Source organism: Lacibacter sediminis (assembly GCF_014168535.1).
GTDB classification, from domain to species: Bacteria; Bacteroidota; Bacteroidia; order Chitinophagales; family Chitinophagaceae; genus Lacibacter; species Lacibacter sediminis.
In genome coordinates, this window is record NZ_CP060007.1 from 4,561,783 (window position 1) to 4,583,891 (window position 22,109).

Sequence of the window (22,109 nt, forward strand, 5' to 3'; positions counted from 1 at the left end):
ATATTTTTTTATTAGAAAACGATGTTTATACCAAACGTAAACGTTCTTAATACAGGTCGGCCACCAATAAGAAGACCCTGTGCTTGCTGCACACCGTTAGCATCGGCCGCTTCGGTTTCAGGATCCCATCCTTCCCACTTTGTCCATGTGTGAAGGTTTCTGCCACTTAAATAGGCACTCAATGTTTGAATTGGTAACTTCTTGACGAATTTTGAAAAGTTATAAGAAAGTGTAACGTCTTGCAATCTGATGAAACTTCTGTCTTGCCAGTAATTGGGCTCAAATTTTGCACGTGTGCCGGAAACATTTCTCGGATACTTTCCTGTAGGATTTGTTGGAGACCAATAATTAATTCCTTGCAGATCATTAATACGAATTGTGTTGTCTTCACGGAAATAAGATGGATTGTTGTTTCCTAAGTACCCATCTTTACCCCCTTGAACCGAGTTGATGAACACGAATAGTGAAAGACCTTTATAATTAAACGTATTCCCTACACTAAAACGATACGCTGGTTCTCTTCTTCCAAGAACAATCCTGTCAAGTGCCTGAGTGATATCGTTATCTTTATTCTGGTCTACAATCCTTAGCGAACCAACAGGAAATCCTGGCAACCTGGTATCGGTTAATTGATAAATGCCGTCTAATTGATAATCGTAAATTGTTCCAATAGCTCTGCCAATGAATAAACCACTTGACACGAGATCATCTTCAATACCATCCCCATTTGCATCAATACCTCTAATGGTTACAATCTTGTTGACATTGATTGAAAAATTAAGATTTGCATCCCATGTGAAATCCTTGGCTCTAACAATACCATAATTGATCGCTGCTTCAAAACCTGTGTTGTTGATTTGTCCAACATTGGTTCTGATACTGCCGAAGCCAGTTACATTAGGAATGTTGATGCTATATAATAAATCAGTAGTTTTGTTTTGATAAAATTCGAGAGAACCATTTAGGCGATTTTGTTTAAACAACGAGAAATCAACACCAATATTTAAACCGGCAGTACGTTCCCACTCAAGGTTATCGTTACCCAGAGATGAAACCTGCTGGCCAAATGCTGTAGTACCACCATCTCCATAGATATATGAAGTATTGGTTTCAACCCGAGCAATTGATGTGTACTGTGCTGTTTGGTTTCCGTTTATTCCGTAACCGGCTCTGAGTTTAAGTGAATTAACGATCTCGCTTTTCTTCAGGAAATTTTCTTCTGAAATAACCCAGCCGAGTGCAATTACCGGGAACACACCATACTTGAAATTTTTGGAGAATCCAGAAAAACCGTCTCTACGGACTGTGGCAGTAAGCAAGTATCTATCATTAAACTTATAGTTAACCCTTGCCATTTGATAATTCAACGCTTCTGCATTTGCGTTCGATTCAGTAAACCGATTGGTACCAAGCGACAGATTGTTGTAACTAAGGTTCAATCTTGTGAAACCTTCGGCTCTTGAATTGGTACTGTTGAATTGCCTTTCGATGGCGCCATACAATAAAGTGGCAGTTACATCGTGCTTGCCAAAGGTATTGCTATAGGTAAGGATATTATCAAAAGTATAATCGTAGTAATTCTGGTAATTCTTGAATGCCTGTCCTGTTTGACCTGCAGCATAAATGCTTGCAAAAAAACGTTTTGATTCACGGTAGTTATTACCAAAGTTCATGCGGTAATTAAGTCCTTTCAGGAAGGGGAAACTTATATCTGTATAAACATTAGCGAAATAGTAATTATTTCTTTCTACATCATCCACATAATAAGTAGTGAATGGACTTGGTTCCAGTGTTCTTGTTGGGAACGGAATAAGAGTGCCTGTACTATCGTAGGGTCTTAACAATGGCGGCATACGTTGAATGCTTCCAAAAGAGGGTTCTGCTCCATCTTGGTTTACAAACGAACCAGATGAAATAACCCCAACTTTCCACCAGCTTAGTGGTTTTGTCTCAAGGTTAACACGGATTGTTTTGCGTTTGAATTTATCGTTAATGATATATCCTTTCTGATCAACGAGAGCACCAGAGAGAAAATAAGTAAACCTATCTGATCCACCAGAGATGCTCAGGTTGGTTTCGTAGATCGAACCATTGTTGGTTGCTTCATCAAACCAATCGTAATCATGTGGTTGCAATCCTGCAGCAGGCGTACCTAATACCGGATCGATCCAATCCTGAAGTCTAAAGCTTGGATTAGGCTGCGTGAACCCTGGACCTGTGTAAGCTTTTTCATAAAAATTTTGTGTCATGAAATTGATGAATCCCGCTCTATCGTAAGGTCTCAAATCTCCAATAGTTGGTTGTTGAACAGTATAAGAAGTAGAGAAAGAAAGCCTTGGCTTATCACTCTTACGTCCTTTTTTTGATGTGATAAGAAGAACACCATTTGCTGCCTGCGCACCATATACAGCGGTTGAACTTGCATCTTTCAATACATCAATTGTTGCAATATCATCCGGGTTAATGGATGAAAGTGACCCGGTATATTGAATACCATCAAGTATGATCAAAACATTTTGGTTACCACTTAATGTGACCCTACCACGAATTGAAATTGGAGGAGTACCGCCGGAAGAAGTTGATAATCCAACATTCAATCCAGGCACAGTACCTTGTAGCAATTGACCAACGTTGGTCATTGGCAAATCTCTGCGTGCTTCAAGGTTTACACTTGCAACAGCACCCGTTACATCAATTTTGCGTTGTGTGCCATAACCTATTACAACTACCTCGCTTAGTGATTTATCGCTTAAAGAAAGCTGCACTGTCAATTCACTTCCGTTTCTAACTGCAACTTCTCTTTCACTGTAACCAACTGCAGAAACTACAATTGTAGCTCCTGTTGGAACGCTAATGCTAAAAACACCCGCATTGTCTGATACGGTGCCATTATTTGTTCCTTTTTGAATAATTGATGCTCCTTCTATAGGTGATCCGGTTTCCGTTAATACTTTACCCTTAACCGTTAATGTTTGCCCTACGGCGGTTTTACTTAACATTAGTTGCATCAGGAACAACAGTGCAACTGATGTAATTTTTGCCACCCGGCTCATCCTGAATGGCAAATTGTTTTTTTTGTTTGGCATAGTCAATTCTAGTTTTAGTTTTGAAACAGTTTTATGATAGTCAAAAAGAGAAACACATTGTTACGATCCTCTGCCAATCAAGTTGGTGAGAGATGGATCGAATAAGAATTTTGTAAAAACATTGATAAGCAGCATTGCTGTTTATCAGAATTTATTTTGTGATAAATGATCTCTAAAAAAGAAGAAACATTAAACGCAGACGGAGAATTATTTCTGTACAGCCACGAAGATGAATGACCATCCTTATTAAGAGTATAATCTCTTATTGTAACCGGCAAAGCAATCAGCGATCTCATTTCAGCAGTTATCTTTTTATATGGTCCTGCACTACGTCAGGTTTAAGGCAAATATTTATTGCAATCGGTTGCATATTAAGAGCAAAAAAATAGCACTTTGTTCTCGGAACCTCCGTTATCAAATGCTATAATCATAAGTTATGTTATCACTACTTTCATAAAAGCAGCAACAGACATAACTTCTGTAATCATTTGCTGTAAACAATTACAGAGAATGATACTGATCTTTTGTATGCAATTAATGTAATCTGAAAGCTAATGTAGGAAATATTTTTAAAAATGCAACCGATTGCATTATTTTTTTAAAAAATTTTCTACCTTAGACCGATAAACGATGTTTGTCATTCTCTTCTTATGCAGAAAGATGTAACCATTTACGACCTGGCGAGGGAGCTTAATTTATCGCCTGCTACAATCAGCAGGGGGCTAAAGAAAAGCAATGTCCTAAATAAGGATACCGTAAACCGGATACTTGATAAAGCAGAAGAGATGGGTTATCGTCACAACAATTTTGCAAGTAACCTTCGCAATAAAAGAACCCAAACCATCGGCATCATCGTTCCCCGCTTGAACAGTTATTTTATGACTTCGGTATTGGCAGGTATTGAGGATATTGCCAGCAAAGAAGGTTATAATATTATCATCAGTCAGTCATTGGAAAAGAAAGAACTGGAAAAAAGTAATGTCCATACCATGTTTAATAAACGGGTGGATGGCTTACTGATATCACTGGCCTATGATACAAAAGACATTGATCATCTTCAACCTTTCTTTGATAAACAGATTCCGGTTGTATTTTTCGACCGGGCCTTCCCAACTGAACATAGCACCTGCGTTGTTATTAATAACCATGAAGCGGCATATAAAGCAGTAAAACATCTTATTGAACAGGGATGCAAACGGATCATGCATCTTGCTGGTAATCAATTAAGAGATGTTTATACCGATCGCCTGAACGGCTACAAGCAGGCACTCGAAGAAAACAACATTGCATTTGATGACCAATTGGTGCATATCTGCAAGCTTGGAGAGCAGGATGGCATTGAAGCAGCCGATGCAATCCTTTCAATGCAGCCTGAAGAAAGACCTGATGCTGTGTTTTGTGCAAATGACATAAGTGCAGTGTATTGCATGAGTCGTCTTAAAGAGAATGGAATTAAAATACCGGAAGACATTGCTTTTGCCGGTTTCAACAACGATGCTGTAAGCCGGGTAGTTGAACCAAAGCTCACAACAATTGATTATCCCGGATATAATATTGGCGAGGCAGCAGCTTCAGGATTAATTAATATTCTGAAAGGTGATATTACTATGATAAAAACAACAAAGCTTGTTTTGCAAGCTTCACTGTTGGTGAGAGATTCTTCAAAACGGCAAAAAAAATAAACAGACGATTCAACTACAAATCAGAACCATGAAGGAGAAAAAGGAAGTAACGATTTATGATATTGCACAGGTGCTTGAACTTTCCACTGCTACTGTCAGTCGTGGCCTTAAGGATCACCCTGCCATCAGCAAAAATACCCGTAAGAAAATTCAAGATGCGGCGAAAGAAATGGGTTACCGTCATAATAATTTTGCAAGCAATCTCCGTAATCAAAAGACGAACACCATTGGTATCATTGTACACGAATTGAACAGTAACTTCATTACTTCTGTACTGGCCGGCATTGAAAAGATCAGTACAGAAGCGGGTTACGATCTCATCATTACCCACTCATCTGAAAGTTTTAAAAAGGAATCGGCCAACGTACTAAACTTATTTCACAAACGTGTAGATGGCATTATCGCTTCCCTTTCTTTTGATACCAAAGGACTTGATCACTTTCAACCGTTCTTCGATAAAAATATTCCTGTTATCTTTTTTGATCGTGTTGAAGAGAATTCAGATAATGCCAAAGTGGTGATCGACAACTATAAAAATGGTTACCAGGCCACACAGCATTTAATTGAACAGGGAAGTAAACGCATCGTGATTGTAACCGCCAATCTTAACCGTAACGTTTATGCTCAACGTTTTAAGGGATACAAAGATGCATTGTTCGATAATAATATTGCCTTTGACGAGAACCTTGTGCTCATTAAAGATTTGAGTGAAAAATGTGGCCGTGAAGCTGCTTTGCAGATCCTTGAAATGAAGCCAATGCCGGATGCCGCCTTTATTACCAATGATTTTTCTGCAGCCGTTTGCATGCAAACATTGAAAGAACATGGTGTACGCATACCCGAGGATATTGCCATTGTTGGGTTTAACAACGATGCTATCAGCAAAATTATTGAACCACAGTTGACCACTATTAACTACCCAGGTATTGATATTGGCGAAATTGCTGCACGTAATTTAATTGCACACCTGAAAGGTGATATCAAGATCACTCAAACGAACACCATCATTGTAAAATCAGAATTAATTATCCGCAAATCATCCTTACGAAAAGGATAATGCTGTAACGATTACCAACATGAAGAGATTAAACGTATTGCTGCTGTTATTGCTTTGTTGTTCGATTGTGCGGGCAGAGAATGGTTATGATCTGTGGTTACGTTATGTACCCATCAAAAACAAAAGTCTTCTTCTTGAATACAAAAAACAAATTGTATCACCTGTTGTATTAGGCACATCAGCTACTGCTGCTATTGCACGGAAAGAATTATCAGTTGCATTATTAGGTTTAACAGGCAGCAGTTATTTAATAAACAGCAACATCAATACATCAAGTGTTTTCATAGCAGGTACTGTAAAATCATCTGCTGTTTTATCTGCACTTGTTACCAAAGAAGAGTTAAATCGCATTGGTAATGAAGGCTTCATCATCAAAGCAAAACCCGGCAAAACATTCATTACCGGTAATACGGATCTAGCAGTACTCTACGGTATTTTTCATTATTTGCGATTATTACAAACCAATCAAAAGGTCATCAATCTCAATGTTATTTCAATTCCGAAATTGAAATTACGGATGCTCAATCATTGGGATAATCTCAACCGCACTGTTGAGCGTGGTTATGCAGGGTTTTCTATTTGGGATTGGCATCGCCTTCCTACGTTTATTGATCAACGCTATATTGATTATGCAAGAGCGAATGCGTCTATCGGTATTAATGCAGTTGCGTTAACAAACGTAAATGCAAATTCCATCATTCTTACGCCTGCCTATCTCGAAAAAGTAAAAAAACTGGCCGATGTATTTCGTCCATACGGTATCAAAGTATTTTTAACTGCACGCTTCAGTTCGCCAATTGAACTTGGAAGATTAAAGACTGCCGATCCATTGGATGCTATTGTACAACAATGGTGGACTGCAAAAGCAAATGAGATCTATTCGCTCATCCCCGACTTTGGTGGTTTTTTAGTAAAAGCAAACAGCGAAGGACAACCCGGTCCGCAGGATTATAAACGCACACATGCTGATGGTGCAAACATGTTAGCCAACGCAGTAGCTCCACATAAAGGAATTGTCATCTGGCGTGCATTTGTATACGCAGCAGAAAACCCTGTTGATCGACACATGCAGGCGAACGATGATTTTGTTCCGCTCGATGGAAAATTCAACAGCAATGTAATGGTGCAGGTAAAAAATGGTGCTATTGATTTTATGCCCCGTGAACCGTTTCATCCGTTGTTTGGTGCAATGCCCAAAACACCTTTAATGATGGAGTTCCAGGTAACACAGGAATATTTAGGACAGGCAACAAATTGGGTTTTTCTTGCTCCTCTTTTTAAAGAAGTATTGGACAGCGACACCTATGCAAAAGGAAAAGGCAGTACAGTTGCGAAAGTGATTGACGGCAGTTTAGATGATCACACACTCACTGGCATGACAGGTGTTGCAAACATCGGCAACGATATTAATTGGACAGGGCATCCAATGGCGCAGGCAAATTGGTATGCATTGGGACGACTGGCATGGGATTACAATATTACCAGCGATACCATTGCAGATGAGTGGCTGCGTATGACTTTTTCCAATGATGCTGCGTTTGTAAAATCAACGAAGCAGATCATGTTGCGCACCAGAGAAATTATGGTTGATTATATGAACCCGATTGGGTTGCATCATATCATGGCAACAGGTCATCATTATGGTCCCGGTCCATGGGTAAGCAATCTCAATCGCCCTGAATGGAATCCAGTGTATTATCATAAAGCAGATAGTGTCGGCATTGGTTTTAATCGTACAGCCAGTGGCAGTAATGCAATTGGTCAATATCATCCTGAAGCAAGGAAGCAATGGGAAAATATTTCAACCTGCAATGAAAAATATTTGCTGTGGTTTCATCATGCTTCATGGAACCATAAAATGAAAAGCGGGCGAAGCGTATGGAACGAACTTGTTTACAGATACTATACAGGTGCTGACAGTGTAAAATGGATGAAACAGGAATGGCTGAAACAACAATCAAAAATTGACGCACAACGATTCAACGATGTAAGCATGTTACTCGATACACAACTGGAGGAAGCGAAGTGGTGGCGCAATGCCTGCCTGCTGTATTTCCAGACTTTTTCTAAACAACCAATTCCTTCGAATTACGAACAGCCTGATAAAACATTGGACTATTATAAAAGTTTACGTTTCCCGTTTGCGCCGGGCAATTAACTTGCAGGCCAAACTAATATTTGCATTATGAGTAACAAACAAAAGTTAGCAATAGTAACAGGCGGAGGCTCGGGACTGGGTCTTGCAATAGCAAAAGCGTTTACGGAAAACAATATCAAAACGATCATTGTCGGTCGTGATGAAGAAAAGTTGAAAACGGCAAAAGCAGAATTAGGTGAGAATGGATTTTACAAAGTGTGCGATCTGAGCGATCTCTCAACCATTCCTGCATTGATTGAAAATATTACTACTGAGTCTGGACCAATCGACATTCTTGTAAACAATGCAGGTATTAATCAAAAGAAAGTATTTGAAGAAGTAACAGATGAAGAATTTCAACGCATCCTTACAACGAATGTAACAGCAGTGTTCAGCATAAGTCGTGAAGTGGTGAAAGATATGCTGAAGCGTAAAAGCGGATGTATCATCAATATCAGTTCAATGGCCGCACAATATGGATTACCGAAAGTAATTGCCTATAGCGCAAGTAAAACAGCGATCGATGGAATGACGAGAGCAATGGCTGTTGAACTTAGTCCGAATGGTATTCGTGTAAATGCAATTGCACCAGGATTTATTTATAGTGCAATGACGGAAAAGGCATTGAACAGCGATCCTGAAAGGAAAGCAAAAGTATTTAACCGCACACCAATGGGCCACATGGGACAACCGGAAGATATTGGTGCTGCAGCTTTATACTTGGCAAGCGATGCTGCCAAATATGTAACAGGTGTTGTGCTGCCGGTTGATGGCGGTAACAGCATCGGTTTCTAAAATGACGAACGATTGATCTCAACCTGTTCTGCATTGACTGTAGTGCAGAACAGGTTTTATATAGAAAAACAGATATGAAAAAAACGATCTTGCTTGTCGTACTTATTGGTGCATGCATAATGGGTACCAACGCACAACTGCTTGCAGAAAAAGCGGGTGCCACCTCGTATGCTTTATCAGGTGCAACTATTCTTGTTGATAAGAATGATTATACAGTTATAAACAAAGCTGCACTTTTTTTTGCAAGCGATATGCAATCGGTTACATTGAAACAATTGCCCATCAGTAATACCATTGCCAATACCTCCCGTACCGCTATCATCATTGGTTCTGTTGACAAATCCTCGTTTATTAAACAACTCATCCAACAAAAGAAATTAAACGTTTCAGATATAAAAGGCAAATGGGAAGCCTATAAAATTCTTACTGTAAAAAATCCAGTGAAAGGTATTGATCAGGCGCTTGTAATTGTCGGCAGCGACAGAAGAGCAACGGCATTCGCTGTATTTGAATTGAGTAAACAAATTGGTGTATCGCCTTGGTATTGGTGGGCCGATGTACCTGTTCAAACAAAAAAAGAAATCTTCATTAATACGAACCCTGCTATCACTGATGCACCAAAGGTAAAATACCGTGGCATCTTTATTAACGATGAAGCACCTGCACTCAGCAATTGGAGCAAAGAAAAATTCGGTGGCTTCAATTCGAAATTTTATGCAAAGGTGTTTGAGTTAATGCTTCGTTTAAAATCCAACTATATCTGGCCTGCCATGTGGGGCAATGCTTTTTATGATGATGATTCGCTGAACATAAAAGTTGCAGATGAATATGGTATCGTCATCGGCACATCACATCATGAACCGCTCATGCGTGCACACGATGAATGGCGACGTTACGGCAAAAAGCAAAAATGGAATTATGACAGTACAGAATCCGGACTGAAAGAATTCTGGCGTGGCGGAATGCAGCGTGCATGGAACGAAAAAATTGTAAGCGTTGGTATGCGTGGCGATGGTGATGAACCAATGAGCCGTGAAACAGCTACTTCCCTACTCGAACGCATTGTAAAAGATCAACGTGAAATTATTAAGAATGTAACCGGCAAACCTGCTGAACAAACGCCGCAACTCTGGGCATTGTACAAAGAGGTACAGGACTACTATGATAAAGGCATGCGTGTGCCTGATGATGTTACATTGTTATTATGTGATGATAACTGGGGCAATCTCCGCAAGCTGCCAAAGCCAAATGAAAAGCCTCGCAAAGGTGGTTATGGTATTTATTATCATTTCGATTATGTTGGTGGTCCACGTAATTACAAATGGCTTAATACAAATCCGCTGCCACGCATCTGGGAACAGATGCATCTGGCATACGAACATAATGTAAAAGATATCTGGATCGTGAATGTGGGCGATATCAAACCAATGGAACTTCCCATTTCATTCTTTTTAGATTATGCATGGGATCCAACAAAGATTGATGCTGCAGATATTCAAGGATACACAGAAAAATGGGCTGCTCAACAATTCGGAACAAAACATGCAACCGCTATTGCCGAACTGCTTGCGAAATATGCTAAGTACAATGGCAGAAGAAAACCGGAACTGCTCGACGACAGAACCTATAGTCTTTTCTATGGTGAGTGGGAACAAGTAGTAAATGATTACAATGACCTGCTGACAAAAGCAGAAGACATCAACAATGATTTAACTGCTCAACAGAAAGACGCATTTTATCAATTGGTGCTTCACCCGATTAAAGCGTGTGCGAACCTCAACGAAATGTATTACAATGTTGCAATGAACAAAACAGCATTTAAAGAAAAGTATGCATCAACAGTTGAATATGCCGACAGGGCAAAAGAACTCTATAAAAAAGATTCACTCATTACAATAGAATACCACAAACTCAATGGCGGCAAGTGGAATCACATGATGAGTCAAACGCATATTGGTTATACATATTGGCAACAACCCCCGTTCAACAAAATGCCAGCTGTGCAATATCTTCCCGAAGGCACCACATTTAAAGATGAGATTATTTCAATAGGCAGAATACCGCAAGCAGAATATCCAGCAACTGCAAAGCCTAATAGCTTTATGGAACGATTTGCTGTTGTTTCGATTGAAGCAGCCCATTTCACCAAAGCAAACAACAGCAAGACAATTTCCTGGAAGCTGTTACCCGATCATGGCAGAACAGGTGATGCGGTTACAACAGTTCCTGTAACAGCACCTGAACAAAAACCATCAGCATCAACACCGTTTCTGGAATTTGAAATTTATACGTATAGCAAAGACAGTTTTACAATTCATGCATACTTCTCTCCATCATTGAATTTCCATAATACAGAGAACGGTTTGCAATATGCCATTTCTGTTGATGATGAAGCCCCGCAAATTATCAGCCTCAACAAAGAAGATAAAAACAGCATTAGCGGTATCTGGAATAAATGGGTGGGCGAAAGTATTATCATCAAAACAAGTAAACATAAGATCAACACACCCGGTAAGCATGTGATCAAATACTGGATGGTGAACAGTGGTGTGGTATTACAAAAAATGGTGGCTGATTTTGGTGACATGAAACCAAGTTATCTCGGCCCACCTGAAACAAGAATCAACAAATAATATTTATACATCTTGCCTAAATCAAAAAACATGAAAAAGTTCATTTCGAAATTCGCTGTTGCTGCGGCCATACTGGCTTGCTTTGCGTACTGTACAAGCACAAGCAGAATGGGTGCTGCCGGTAATTCACTGAAAGAAGCATATAAAAAAGATTTTCTTATCGGTACTGCATTGAACACACAACAGATCGAAGAAAAAGATCCCAAAGCAAATGCATTGATCGTACAACAGTTCAATGCTATTACGCCGGAAAATATTATGAAGGCGGAGATCATTCATCCTGAATGGGACAGATATAATTTTGACCTGGCCGATAAAATTGTTGCGTACGGCGCAAAGAACAACATGAAAGTGAATGGCCATACACTCATCTGGCATAGTCAGTTACCACAGTTTGCAAGAAGAATAAAAGATGTTGACTCATTCAAAACATTTTTCATCAATCATATCAATACTGTTGCAGGCCGTTACAGTGGAAAAATCTTTTCATGGGATGTGGTGAATGAAGCATTGAATGAAGATGGTACCATGCGCAAATCGATCTTCCTCGATAAAATGGGAGATGGCTTTGTTACAGAAGCATTTCGTCTTGCAGAAAAAGCTTCACCCGGTACCGAACTTTATTACAACGATTATAATAACGAACAACCTAAAAAACGTGAAGGCTGTATTGCATTGGTGAAAAAAGTACAGGCTGCGGGTGTGCGCATTGATGGTGTAGGCATTCAGGGACATTGGCATATTGGCCGTGTACCGTTAAAAGATATTGAAGAAAGTATCCTTGCATATCATGCATTGGGATTGAAAGTGATGATCACAGAGCTGGATATTGAAATGCTGCCACGTAATTTTCAAGGAGCAGATGTTAACCAACGCCAGGCTTCCAATCCTGAATTGAATCCTTATGCAAATGGAATCCCCGACAGCTTACTGCAAAAACAGGCAACCGATTATGCCAACCTGTTCAAACTGTTTTTAAAACACAAGGATAAAATTACACGTGTAACTTTTTGGGGTGTTGATGACGGACAAAGCTGGCTCAACGGATGGCCTGTGCGTGGCAGAACGAACTATCCACTTTTATTCGATCGTGCATTTCAACCAAAGCCTGCCTATCATGCAGTAATGGCATTAAAAAAATAATTCATTGTCCGGTCAATAAATCATACACATGGAATCATCATCACAAAAATTATCGGTAAAGGAAAAGGTAGGATACAGTTTAGGCGATCTTGCTGCCAATCTCGTGTTTCAAACACTTGTAACCTACTTGGCCTATTTCTATACAGATATCTATGGCCTCGATACCAACCACGCATCGGCATTAATGTTAATCGTGGGCTTGGTCGCTGCTTTTGCTTTCAACCCAATCATTGGTGCTATTGCAGATAGGACTGTTTCCAAGTGGGGCAAGTTTCGTCCGTGGATTTTATTTACCGCTGTTCCCTTGGGTGTAATTGCATTGCTTGCATTCAGCACTCCAGATTTTTCTTACAAAGGAAAAGTGATTTATGCAGTTGTTACCTACACGCTGTTATTGTTGTTATATGCAGCAAACAATCTTCCTTACTCTGCTTTAAGTGGTGTGATTACCGGCGACATGAAAGAACGCAACAGCATGTCGGCCTATCGTTTTGTAGCGGTAATGTTTGCACAGTTTTTTGTGCAGGTATTTATGCTGCCCATTATTGTTGCTGCAGGTGGTGGTGATAAAGCAGTTGGTATTGAAAAAGTAATGACCTGGTTAGCCATTATTGGAACAGTAATGTTACTAATCACCTTCTTTACAACAAGGGAACGTATTGTACCAAAGCCGGAACAGAAATCTAGTTTAAAAGAAGACCTGGCAGACTTGTTTAAAAACAGGCCTTGGGTAATTATGTTGGTGTTGACCATCCTTGTGTTTATTACGCTTGCAATGAAAGGCGGTTCCTATGTTTACTATTTTAAGAATTATGTAGATAAAGAAAGGTTAACCGAATTTATTACTCCTATCCTAAACGGGTTTTCGAATGTTGGTATCAACTTTTTTGGTGAAGATCCTGTGTCAGCAGGTTTTGGTTTGTTTAATGCCGGCGGAATTATTTTCATGATTGTTGGCATTGGTTTTTCCAAACGTCTTGCAGATAAATATGGCAAACGGGATGTGTTTGGAGTAGCCCTGGTTATTTCAACGCTGTTTATCTTTCTATTTTATTTCTTTTCGGCAACCTCAGTTGAGCTGATGTTTGGTTCACAAATTTTGCATGGCTTTTTCTATGGCATCACGATTCCATTATTATGGGCCATGATCGCTGATGTGGCCGATTACAGCGAATGGAAGAATAACAGACGTGCAACTGCGATCATTTTCTCAGCCATGATGGTTGGATTGAAAACAGGATTAAGTGTTGGTAATGCTTTATTGACATGGATATTAGGTCTCTTCAACTATGCTGCCAATAGTGAAACCGCACAAACAGCAACCGCAATAGAGGGTACAAAATTGTTAGTGAGTGTATTCCCTTCTATTCCCTTTTTACTAGGAGCCGGCTTGTTGTTCTTCTATGAGATCAACAAGAAAATGGAAACACAAATTGAAAACGATTTGAAAATACGACGAGCTTAAATTTTTAACTACGCCCGTCAGGCGTTCTCGTCGGACGGAACAAAAAACAAGTTATGCCGGAAGACAGCATTGATCATATCGACTTTGATGAATTAAACAGCAAAGCAATTTCGCAACCGTTGGTGAAACATATTTACACAGCCGATCCATCGGCGCATGTGTTCAACGGAAAAATTTATATCTATCCATCGCATGATGTGGATGCAGGTGATGCGTTTGATGATCTCGGCAGTCATTTCGCTATGGAAGATTACCATATCCTTTCGATGGATTCGCCAACGAGTGAAACTGTTGATAATGGACTTGCATTACATGTAAATGATGTACCGTGGGCAGCAAAACAAATGTGGGCACCCGATGCTGCAGAGAAAGATGGTAAGTATTATTTATTCTTTCCTGCAAAAGATCATGACGGTATTTTCAGAATTGGTGTAGCGGTAAGTGATTCACCTGTTGGTCCATTTACAGCACAACCGGAAGCAATCAAAAACAGTTTCTCCATTGACCCGGCTGTATTCAAAGATGATGATGGAAGTTATTATATGTACTTCGGTGGTATCTGGGGAGGACAATTGCAACGTTGGCGCACAGGAAAGTTTAATGCTGATCAACCGGAAAGCCCGGTTGCATTTTTACCGGAAGCAAATGAACCTGCATTGTGTCCAAAGATGGCAAAGCTCACAGATGATTTATTAGAGTTTGCCGAAGATGTAAAAGATATTTTGATAACTGATGAAAACGGTCAACCGCTTTTACAAGGCGATACCGACCGGCGTTTCTTTGAAGCAAGCTGGATGCATAAATATAACGGCAAATATTATTTCTCCTATTCAACAGGCGATACACATTACCTGTGTTATGCAATTGGCGATAATCCTTATGGTCCGTTCAAATATGCAGGAAGAATTTTAGAACCTGTTGTAGGCTGGACATCACATCATTCGATCTGTGCATTTGAAAACAAATGGTATTTGTTTTATCACGACAGCAGTTTAAGTAAAGGTGTTACGCATTTACGCAGTGTGAAAGTAACCGAGCTTATTCATGATGAGAATGGCTTTATGAAAACGATCAAACCTTACAACGATTAAACGACAACATAGAATGAGGAAAATTCTTTCAGCAGCATTATTCAGTTTTGTATTCTTAATTACGAATGCACAAACTTTTAATAACCCGATACTCGCAGGGTTTTATCCTGATCCAAGTATCTGCCGTGTCGGGAATGATTATTATGTAACCAATTCCACCTTTGCTTATTTTCCCGGCCTTCCAATCTTTCACAGCACCGACCTGGTGAATTGGAAACAAATTGGCAATGCAATGGACAGAGAAGAACAATTAGATCAAACGAATGCAGGTGTATCAAGAGGTTTATTTGCTCCAACTATCCGTTATCATAAAGGAACATTCTATATTCTTTGTACACTCATTGATAAAAAAGGAAATTTCATCATCACAGCAAAAGATCCGAAAGGTCCGTGGAGTAATCCCATCTGGTTGCCGCAGGTACGTGGCATTGATCCATCAATTGATTTTGTAGATGATAAAGCCTATGTTGTTTACAACAACGATGCACCGGATAACAAACCGTTATACAACGGTCACCGCACCATCCGTATGTATGAATTTGATATTGATGCGATGAAAGTAGTAGGCGAAGAAATTCTATTGGTGAATGGTGGAACAGATCTTTCTAAAAAACCGATCTGGATCGAAGCGCCGCATATTTTCAAAAAAGATGATTGGTATTATTTGATTTGTGCAGAAGGTGGAACAGGATACAATCATACAGAAGTTGTGTTCAGAAGTAAATCCGTAAAAGGGCCATATGTTTCGTATGAGAAGAATCCCATTCTTACACAAAAGCATTTGGATAAGAAACGACCCAATCCTATTACAACAACAGGTCATGCAGATTTTGTAGAAACACCTGATGGAAAATGGTATGCTGTGTTTCTTGCCTGTCGTCCTTACGATGATGATTTTTATACAACCGGTCGTGAAACATTTTTATTACCTGTTGAATGGAAAGATGGATGGCCGCATATACTCGAAGGCGATGCAACAGTGCCTTACAGCTTACCTGTTCCTCAGCCGGCCATCACCAAAAAAGTAAACAATCCGTTTGGTGGCAATGTAACATTCAGAGATGATTTCAAGACAGATAAATTTGATTCCCGTTATCTCTTCTTACGCAATCCTGAAAAAGATGTGTACAGCTTAACAGCAAAAAAAGGATCGCTGCAATTAGCATTACGTCCGCAAACTGCTACTGAAAGAAAAAGTCCTTCCTTTCTCGGTTACCGTCAAAATAACCTGAAAGGATATGCTGCTACCTGCCTCAATTTCACAGCTGCATCAGAAAAAGAAAAAGCAGGTATGCTCATTTTCCAGAGTGAAAATTTCTACTACCTCCTGTGCAAGTCAGTTGAAAATGGTGCACCTGTTGTTCAATTGTTCAAATCGCCTGCAAGAGGAAAAACAGAACCGGAGTTATTGGCATCGCAAAAATTAAGTTCATCGAAAGAATTGTTTTTGAAAATAGAAGCAAGGGCTGATACGTATGCCTTCTTTTTTGCAGAAAAGAAAAACCATTGGAAACTGCTGAAAGAAGGTGTTGATGGTTCGTTCCTTACAACAAAGGTGGCGGAAGGATTTGTAGGAAGCCTGTTTGCATTATACGGCACGTCCAATGGTGCAGCCACATCATCAGTGGCGTTGTACGATTGGTTTGAGTACAAAGGAAACGATGATGCTTTAAAAAGTAAGCAGTTACATTATTAAAGATGTAATAGGCTTTCATATTTTGTTCAATTAAACCAGGATCAAATCATATTACAATGAAATCATTTCTTGCCATTCTTACAATTGTGTTTTGCTTATCAGCAACTGCACAGGATTACAAATCATTCCCGATGTGGAATACAAAACTCTCCATCGAACAACGGGTGAATGATGTGGTGAGCCGTTTAACACTGGAAGAAAAAGTAGCACAGATGCTCAATGCAACTCCTGCTATTCCACGTTTGGGTATCCCCGCTTACGATTGGTGGAATGAAGTATTGCATGGTGTGGCAAGAACACCTTTCAAAACAACGGTATTTCCGCAGGCGATTGGTATGGCAGCAACCTGGGATACCAATTCATTGCATCGCATGGCCGATTATTCCGCATTGGAAGGTAGAGCTATTTACAGCAAGGCTGTTGAACAGGGACGAACTGCCGAACGTTATCTCGGTCTTACTTACTGGACACCCAACATCAATATCTTTCGTGACCCACGTTGGGGTCGTGGACAGGAAACCTATGGTGAAGATCCATTTTTAACGGCTATGCTTGGACGCTCTTTTGTACGTGGCCTGCAAGGTGAAGATCCCAAGTATCTCAAAGCAGCAGCTTGTGCAAAACACTATGCAGTGCACAGCGGACCTGAACCTTCACGTCACTCCGATAATTTTAATCCTACTGCTTATGATCTGTGGGATACTTATCTGCCTGCATTTAAAGAATTGATCGTTGATGCAAATGTGGCGGGTGTAATGTGTGCGTACAATGCGGTTGATAAACAACCTTGCTGCGGTAATGATCAATTGATGAATGATATTCTCCGCAAACAATGGAAGTTCAACGGTTATGTAACGAGTGATTGCTGGGCAGTAGATGATTTTTATAAGTATCACAAAACACATAAGGATGCAACAACATCAGCCGTAGATGCAGTGATCCATGGAACAGATCTGGAGTGCGGTGTTACAGTTTATAAAACATTGGTGGATGCTGTAAAAACAGGTTTGATCACTGAATCACAACTTGATATTTCATTGAAACGTTTGTTTACGATCCGTTACCGTTTGGGCATGTTCGATCCCGTATCAATGGTGAAGTATGCACAAACTCCTTCTTCTGTATTGGAGAGTGCTCCACATCAGGCACATGCATTAAAAATGGCGCAACAATCGATCGTGCTGTTGAAGAATGAAAAAAATACATTACCTCTCAGCAAAAAAATAAAGAAGATCGTGGTGCTGGGTCCGAATGCTGATAACAGTATTGCAGTTCTCGGAAACTACAATGGTACACCTTCAGAAATTATAACGATACTGAAAGGAATACAAAACAAGGTTGGCAATTCTGTTGAAGTGGTTTATGAAAAGGCGATCAATTTCACCAATGATACGTCTTTGGTATATGCCGATGTGAGTGATCAGTATTTGTATGAAGGCAAAAAAGGATTCAAAGCAGAATACTTTTCAAATAAAGAATTGCAGGGCCAACCTGCTGTTGTACAAACAGAAGCAGGTGTTGATCATTTCTGGCAGGAAGGACAGCAAGTATTGGGCAACATCCGTGCAAATAATTTTTCTGCACGTTATACAACCAACTTCACTGCGTCAGCTGATGGATCTATTCTGTTTGAAGTGGAAGCAGATGATGGTTATAAACTTTCGGTTGATGATAAAGAAGTATTGAATGCATGGACAAGAAACCGTTGGGGTGCAAGAACCTATAAACTAAACACAGTAAAAGGTAAGACCTACAAATTGGTTCTTGAATATTGGCAGGGTGAAGGAAAGGCCAATGTAAAATTGAAAGCAGGCAACTTACAACAACTGAATTATGCTGACCTACTCAAAAAAGTGAGTGATGCTGATGCAATTATTTACGCAGGTGGCATCTCTCCACAATTGGAAGGAGAAGAAATGCGTGTTGATTATCCCGGCTTTAATGGCGGCGATCGTACAACCATTGCGTTGCCAACTGTACAAACTGAATTGATGAAAAAGCTACATGCAACGGGAAAACCTGTTGTATTTGTTATGCTCACAGGTAGTGCCATTGCTACGCCATGGGAAAGCGAAAACATTCCTGCGATTGTGAATGCATGGTATGGCGGACAAAGTGCAGGTACTGCTGTTGCAGATGTTTTGTTTGGCGACTATAATCCTGCTGGTCGTTTGCCTGTTACATTTTATAAGAGCGATAGTGATCTGCCTGGCTTCAGTGACTATTCGATGGAAGGAAGAACCTATCGTTATTTTAAAGGCGAAGCATTGTATCCCTTTGGTCATGGTTTGAGTTATTCAACATTTGCATATAGTGGTTTGCAATTCCCAAAAACTATTGCAGCAAACAAACCTGTTACTGTTACAGTAACGGTGAAAAATACAGGAAAGCGTGATGGAGATGAAGTAGTGCAGTTGTACGTATCGCATCAACAAACAAAAAGCAAAGCACCTCTTCGTGCATTGAAAGGTTTTAAACGCATTGCGTTGAAAGCAGGTGAAAGTAAAACCATCAGCTTTAAACTTACTCCTGAAGAATTAGCATTGGTGAATGAAACAACCGGTAAGTATTATCAACCGAAAGGAAAAGTACAGATCAGCGTTGGCGGTGGGCAACCGGGTGTAAAAAATAAAACAACCAGTAATGTAGTAAGCTCACAGCTCCTTATTCAATAACATGATTAAATAAGCATTATGAACTCCAACAAACCAAATAGAAGGAAATTTTTGCAAGATGCAACAAAAGCTTCCGGGTTAATGCTGTTTGCGCCAATGGCCGGTAAGTTTAAATCTATTCAATCAACAGAAAAGAAAAAGGATATCGTTATCGCACCGGGCAAAATAAAATTTGCAGTCATCAGTATCAATCATCCCCATATTTATGGAATGACGGATGCAATAAAAAGAGGTGGAGGAGAATTAGTGGCTGTATATGCAAAGGAAGCTGATCTGCTTGCTGCTTTTTCAAAAGCATACCCTGAAGCGAAACTTGCAAAAAATGAAAACGAAATTTTAGAAGATAATTCCATTCAGTTAGTGTTAAGCTCAGGCATACCGGATGAAAGAGCTCCTCTCGGTATTCGTGTTATGAAACATGGCAAGGATTACTTAACCGATAAACCCGGCATTATTACGTTACAACAATTGGTTGAAGTAAAGAAAGTGCAGAAAGAAACAAAACGGATCTACTCGATCATGTACAGTGAAAGGCTTGAGAACAAAGGCACAGAAAAAGCGAGCCAATTAGTAAAAGCAGGTGCAATAGGCAACGTAATACAAACAATAAATTTAGCTCCGCACAGGATCAGCAATAAGTATGGTACCTCGGGATTAGCTGTAAGACCAGATTGGTTTTGGGACAAAAAACGCTACGGTGGAATTTTAACTGACATCGGTTCACATCAATTTGATCAGTACTTACATTTTACGAATACAACAGAAGCAACTGTGTTGATGTCGCAGGTAGGTAATGTGCATTTTCCTGAAGCTCCATTATTCGAAGATTTTGGTGACGTGATGTTAAGTGGAAATGGTGGCGTGGGCTATATACGTGTAGATTGGTTTACGCCTAACGGACTTGATAGCTGGGGTGATGGAAGATTAACAATACTCGGTACTGACGGGTATATTGAAGTGAGAAAGAACATCGACATTGTTTCTGCCAACAAGGGCGGCAATCATTTATACCTCGTCAATCAAAAAGAAACAGTGCATATGGATTGCAATAATGAAACACTTCCATTTGGACCAGCGTTTGTTGATGATGTTGTGAACAGAACAGAAACTGCTATGAGCCAGGCGCATTGCTTTTTAGCAACGGAACTTGCCTTAATAGCACAGAAACAGGCAAAGCCGTTGAAACTGAAAAAATAATTTCCTGCTTTTACCATAACGATGCTTCACTAAAACAGATTGCCATGCAAAAAGAAAAAAAAACAGGTATCGGAAGAAGAAAATTTCTAAACGATACCATTAAAGCAACAGCAGGCACAGCCGTTGCACTGAGTTTCCCATCCATCGTACCGGCAAGTGTATTTGGGAAAAATGCACCAAGCAATCGTATTAATGTTGCAGCCATCGGTACAGGACGTATCTCCCGTGGACATGATATGCCGGGGGTTTGGAAACATGAATATGCGCAGATCATGGCGGTTTGTGATGTTGATCTGAAACGTGCAAACGAGGGCAAGCAATTAGTAAATGAATTTTATACAAAGAGAGATAACAAACCCTATGATGGTGTAAAACTTTACACAGATTTCCGTGAGCTTTTATTGAATAAAGATATTGATGCAGTATTGATCAGTACACCCGATCATACACATGCCATGATTGGTGTAGCTGCAGCACGTGCAGGTAAACATATTTATATGCAGAAGCCTGCATCGTTAACCATTGCAGAAGGAAGGATTATCAGCAATGTGGTACAGAATAGTGGTGTGAAATTTCAAATAGGAAGTCAACAACGAAGCAGTGATCAATTCCGTTATGCAGCAGAGCTTGTTCGCAATGGGCGGATCGGTGTATTGAAAACAGTGTATGTTGGGTTACCCGGCGATCCTCCCGGTGGTAAAAAAGAAGAAATGCCGCTTCCTGCAAATTTCAATTACGACATGTGGCTTGCATCAACACCTGAAGTGTATTATACTGAAGACAGAGTTCATCCGCAGAATGATTATGGACGCCCCGGTTGGTTACGCTGCGAACAGTTTGGAGCAGGTATGATCACAGGTTGGGGTGCGCATCATATCGACAGTGCACATTGGGGCATGGGTATGGAAGCAAGTGGCCCTGTAGAAATATGGGCTCAACATGTTGAGTTTGCAAAAGATGGTTTGTGGGATGTGCACGGCATTTTTAAAACGGGCGCAAAATATGCGAACGGTGTTACAATGATGGTGAGTAATGAATTTCCCAACGGAATAAAATTTGAAGGAACGAAAGGATGGATCTTTGTTTCAAGAGGTGATTACCAGGCAACATCCAGCGATCCCAATGCAGGAACTGTGCAGGCGAAAAAAATTGATGCAAGTGATCCCAAACTACTCACATCTGTAATTGGTGAAAATGAATTTCATTTCACTGTCAGCAAAGATCACCATGGCAATTGGCTGGAAGCAATACGTGATAACAAGAACACAATTGCTCCTGTTGAAGAAGCACATCGTGCATGTTCTGCCTGTTTGCTGCATCACATCGCCATGAAATTGAAACGGAAATTGTATTGGGATCCTGTAAAAGAACAATTCAAAAACGATGCAGAAGCAAACAGCATGTTATCCCGCCCGCAACGTAAAGGTTATGAAGTAAAATAAAATTTAAACA

Annotated in this window: 13 protein-coding genes; 12 read left to right on the forward strand and 1 reads right to left on the reverse strand. The window is 40.0% G+C overall.

Translation table 11 applies throughout. The features are described from left to right. Positions 1-11: 11 nt before the first annotated feature. Positions 12-3,086 carry a SusC/RagA family TonB-linked outer membrane protein gene (locus H4075_RS19405; protein ID WP_182802472.1) on the reverse strand — a complete coding sequence of 1,025 codons (3,075 nt, stop codon included), beginning with the start codon at positions 3,084-3,086 and terminating at the stop codon, positions 12-14. A gap of 650 nt (positions 3,087-3,736) precedes the next feature. Here H4075_RS19405 and H4075_RS19410 point away from each other — a divergent pair. The 12 genes from H4075_RS19410 to H4075_RS19465 all read left to right on the forward strand — a co-directional run bounded on the left by H4075_RS19410 (position 3,737) and on the right by H4075_RS19465 (position 22,099). Next, positions 3,737-4,768 (forward strand): LacI family DNA-binding transcriptional regulator, encoded by a 1,032-nt coding sequence (locus H4075_RS19410; protein ID WP_182802473.1) that lies wholly within the window; start codon positions 3,737-3,739, stop codon positions 4,766-4,768. Positions 4,769-4,796: 28 nt separating this feature from the next. Next, complete coding sequence (locus H4075_RS19415) at positions 4,797-5,825, forward strand: LacI family DNA-binding transcriptional regulator (protein ID WP_182802474.1); 1,029 nt, start codon at positions 4,797-4,799, stop codon at positions 5,823-5,825. Between the two features lie 19 nt (positions 5,826-5,844). Further along, a complete protein-coding gene (locus H4075_RS19420; protein ID WP_182802475.1) occupies positions 5,845-7,983 on the forward strand; it encodes an alpha-glucuronidase family glycosyl hydrolase in 2,139 nt (712 codons plus the stop codon). A 27-nt stretch (positions 7,984-8,010) separates the two neighbouring features. Beyond that, a complete protein-coding gene (locus H4075_RS19425) occupies positions 8,011-8,757 on the forward strand; it encodes an SDR family NAD(P)-dependent oxidoreductase (RefSeq protein WP_182802476.1) in 747 nt (248 codons plus the stop codon). Between the two features lie 74 nt (positions 8,758-8,831). Further along, a complete protein-coding gene (locus tag H4075_RS19430; RefSeq protein WP_182802477.1) occupies positions 8,832-11,390 on the forward strand; it encodes a glycosyl hydrolase 115 family protein in 2,559 nt (852 codons plus the stop codon). 30 nt (positions 11,391-11,420) lie between these two features. Continuing rightward, positions 11,421-12,533, forward strand: a complete 1,113-nt coding sequence (locus H4075_RS19435; protein ID WP_182802478.1) for an endo-1,4-beta-xylanase — start codon at positions 11,421-11,423, stop codon at positions 12,531-12,533. 28 nt (positions 12,534-12,561) lie between these two features. Further along, positions 12,562-13,998, forward strand: a complete 1,437-nt coding sequence (locus H4075_RS19440) for an MFS transporter (protein ID WP_182802479.1) — start codon at positions 12,562-12,564, stop codon at positions 13,996-13,998. A gap of 53 nt (positions 13,999-14,051) precedes the next feature. Continuing rightward, positions 14,052-15,089, forward strand: coding sequence for a glycoside hydrolase family 43 protein (locus H4075_RS19445; RefSeq protein WP_182802480.1), 1,038 nt, complete (start codon positions 14,052-14,054; stop codon positions 15,087-15,089). 13 nt (positions 15,090-15,102) lie between these two features. After that, on the forward strand, positions 15,103-16,785 hold the full coding sequence (locus H4075_RS19450) for a glycoside hydrolase family 43 protein (protein WP_182802481.1): 1,683 nt from the start codon (positions 15,103-15,105) through the stop codon (positions 16,783-16,785). Positions 16,786-16,841: 56 nt separating this feature from the next. Beyond that, a complete protein-coding gene (locus H4075_RS19455; RefSeq protein WP_182802482.1) occupies positions 16,842-19,460 on the forward strand; it encodes a glycoside hydrolase family 3 C-terminal domain-containing protein in 2,619 nt (872 codons plus the stop codon). 18 nt (positions 19,461-19,478) lie between these two features. Then, a complete protein-coding gene (locus H4075_RS19460) occupies positions 19,479-20,657 on the forward strand; it encodes a Gfo/Idh/MocA family protein (RefSeq protein WP_182802483.1) in 1,179 nt (392 codons plus the stop codon). Positions 20,658-20,701: 44 nt separating this feature from the next. Continuing rightward, complete coding sequence (locus H4075_RS19465) at positions 20,702-22,099, forward strand: Gfo/Idh/MocA family protein (RefSeq protein WP_182802484.1); 1,398 nt, start codon at positions 20,702-20,704, stop codon at positions 22,097-22,099. Positions 22,100-22,109: the final 10 nt, after the last annotated feature.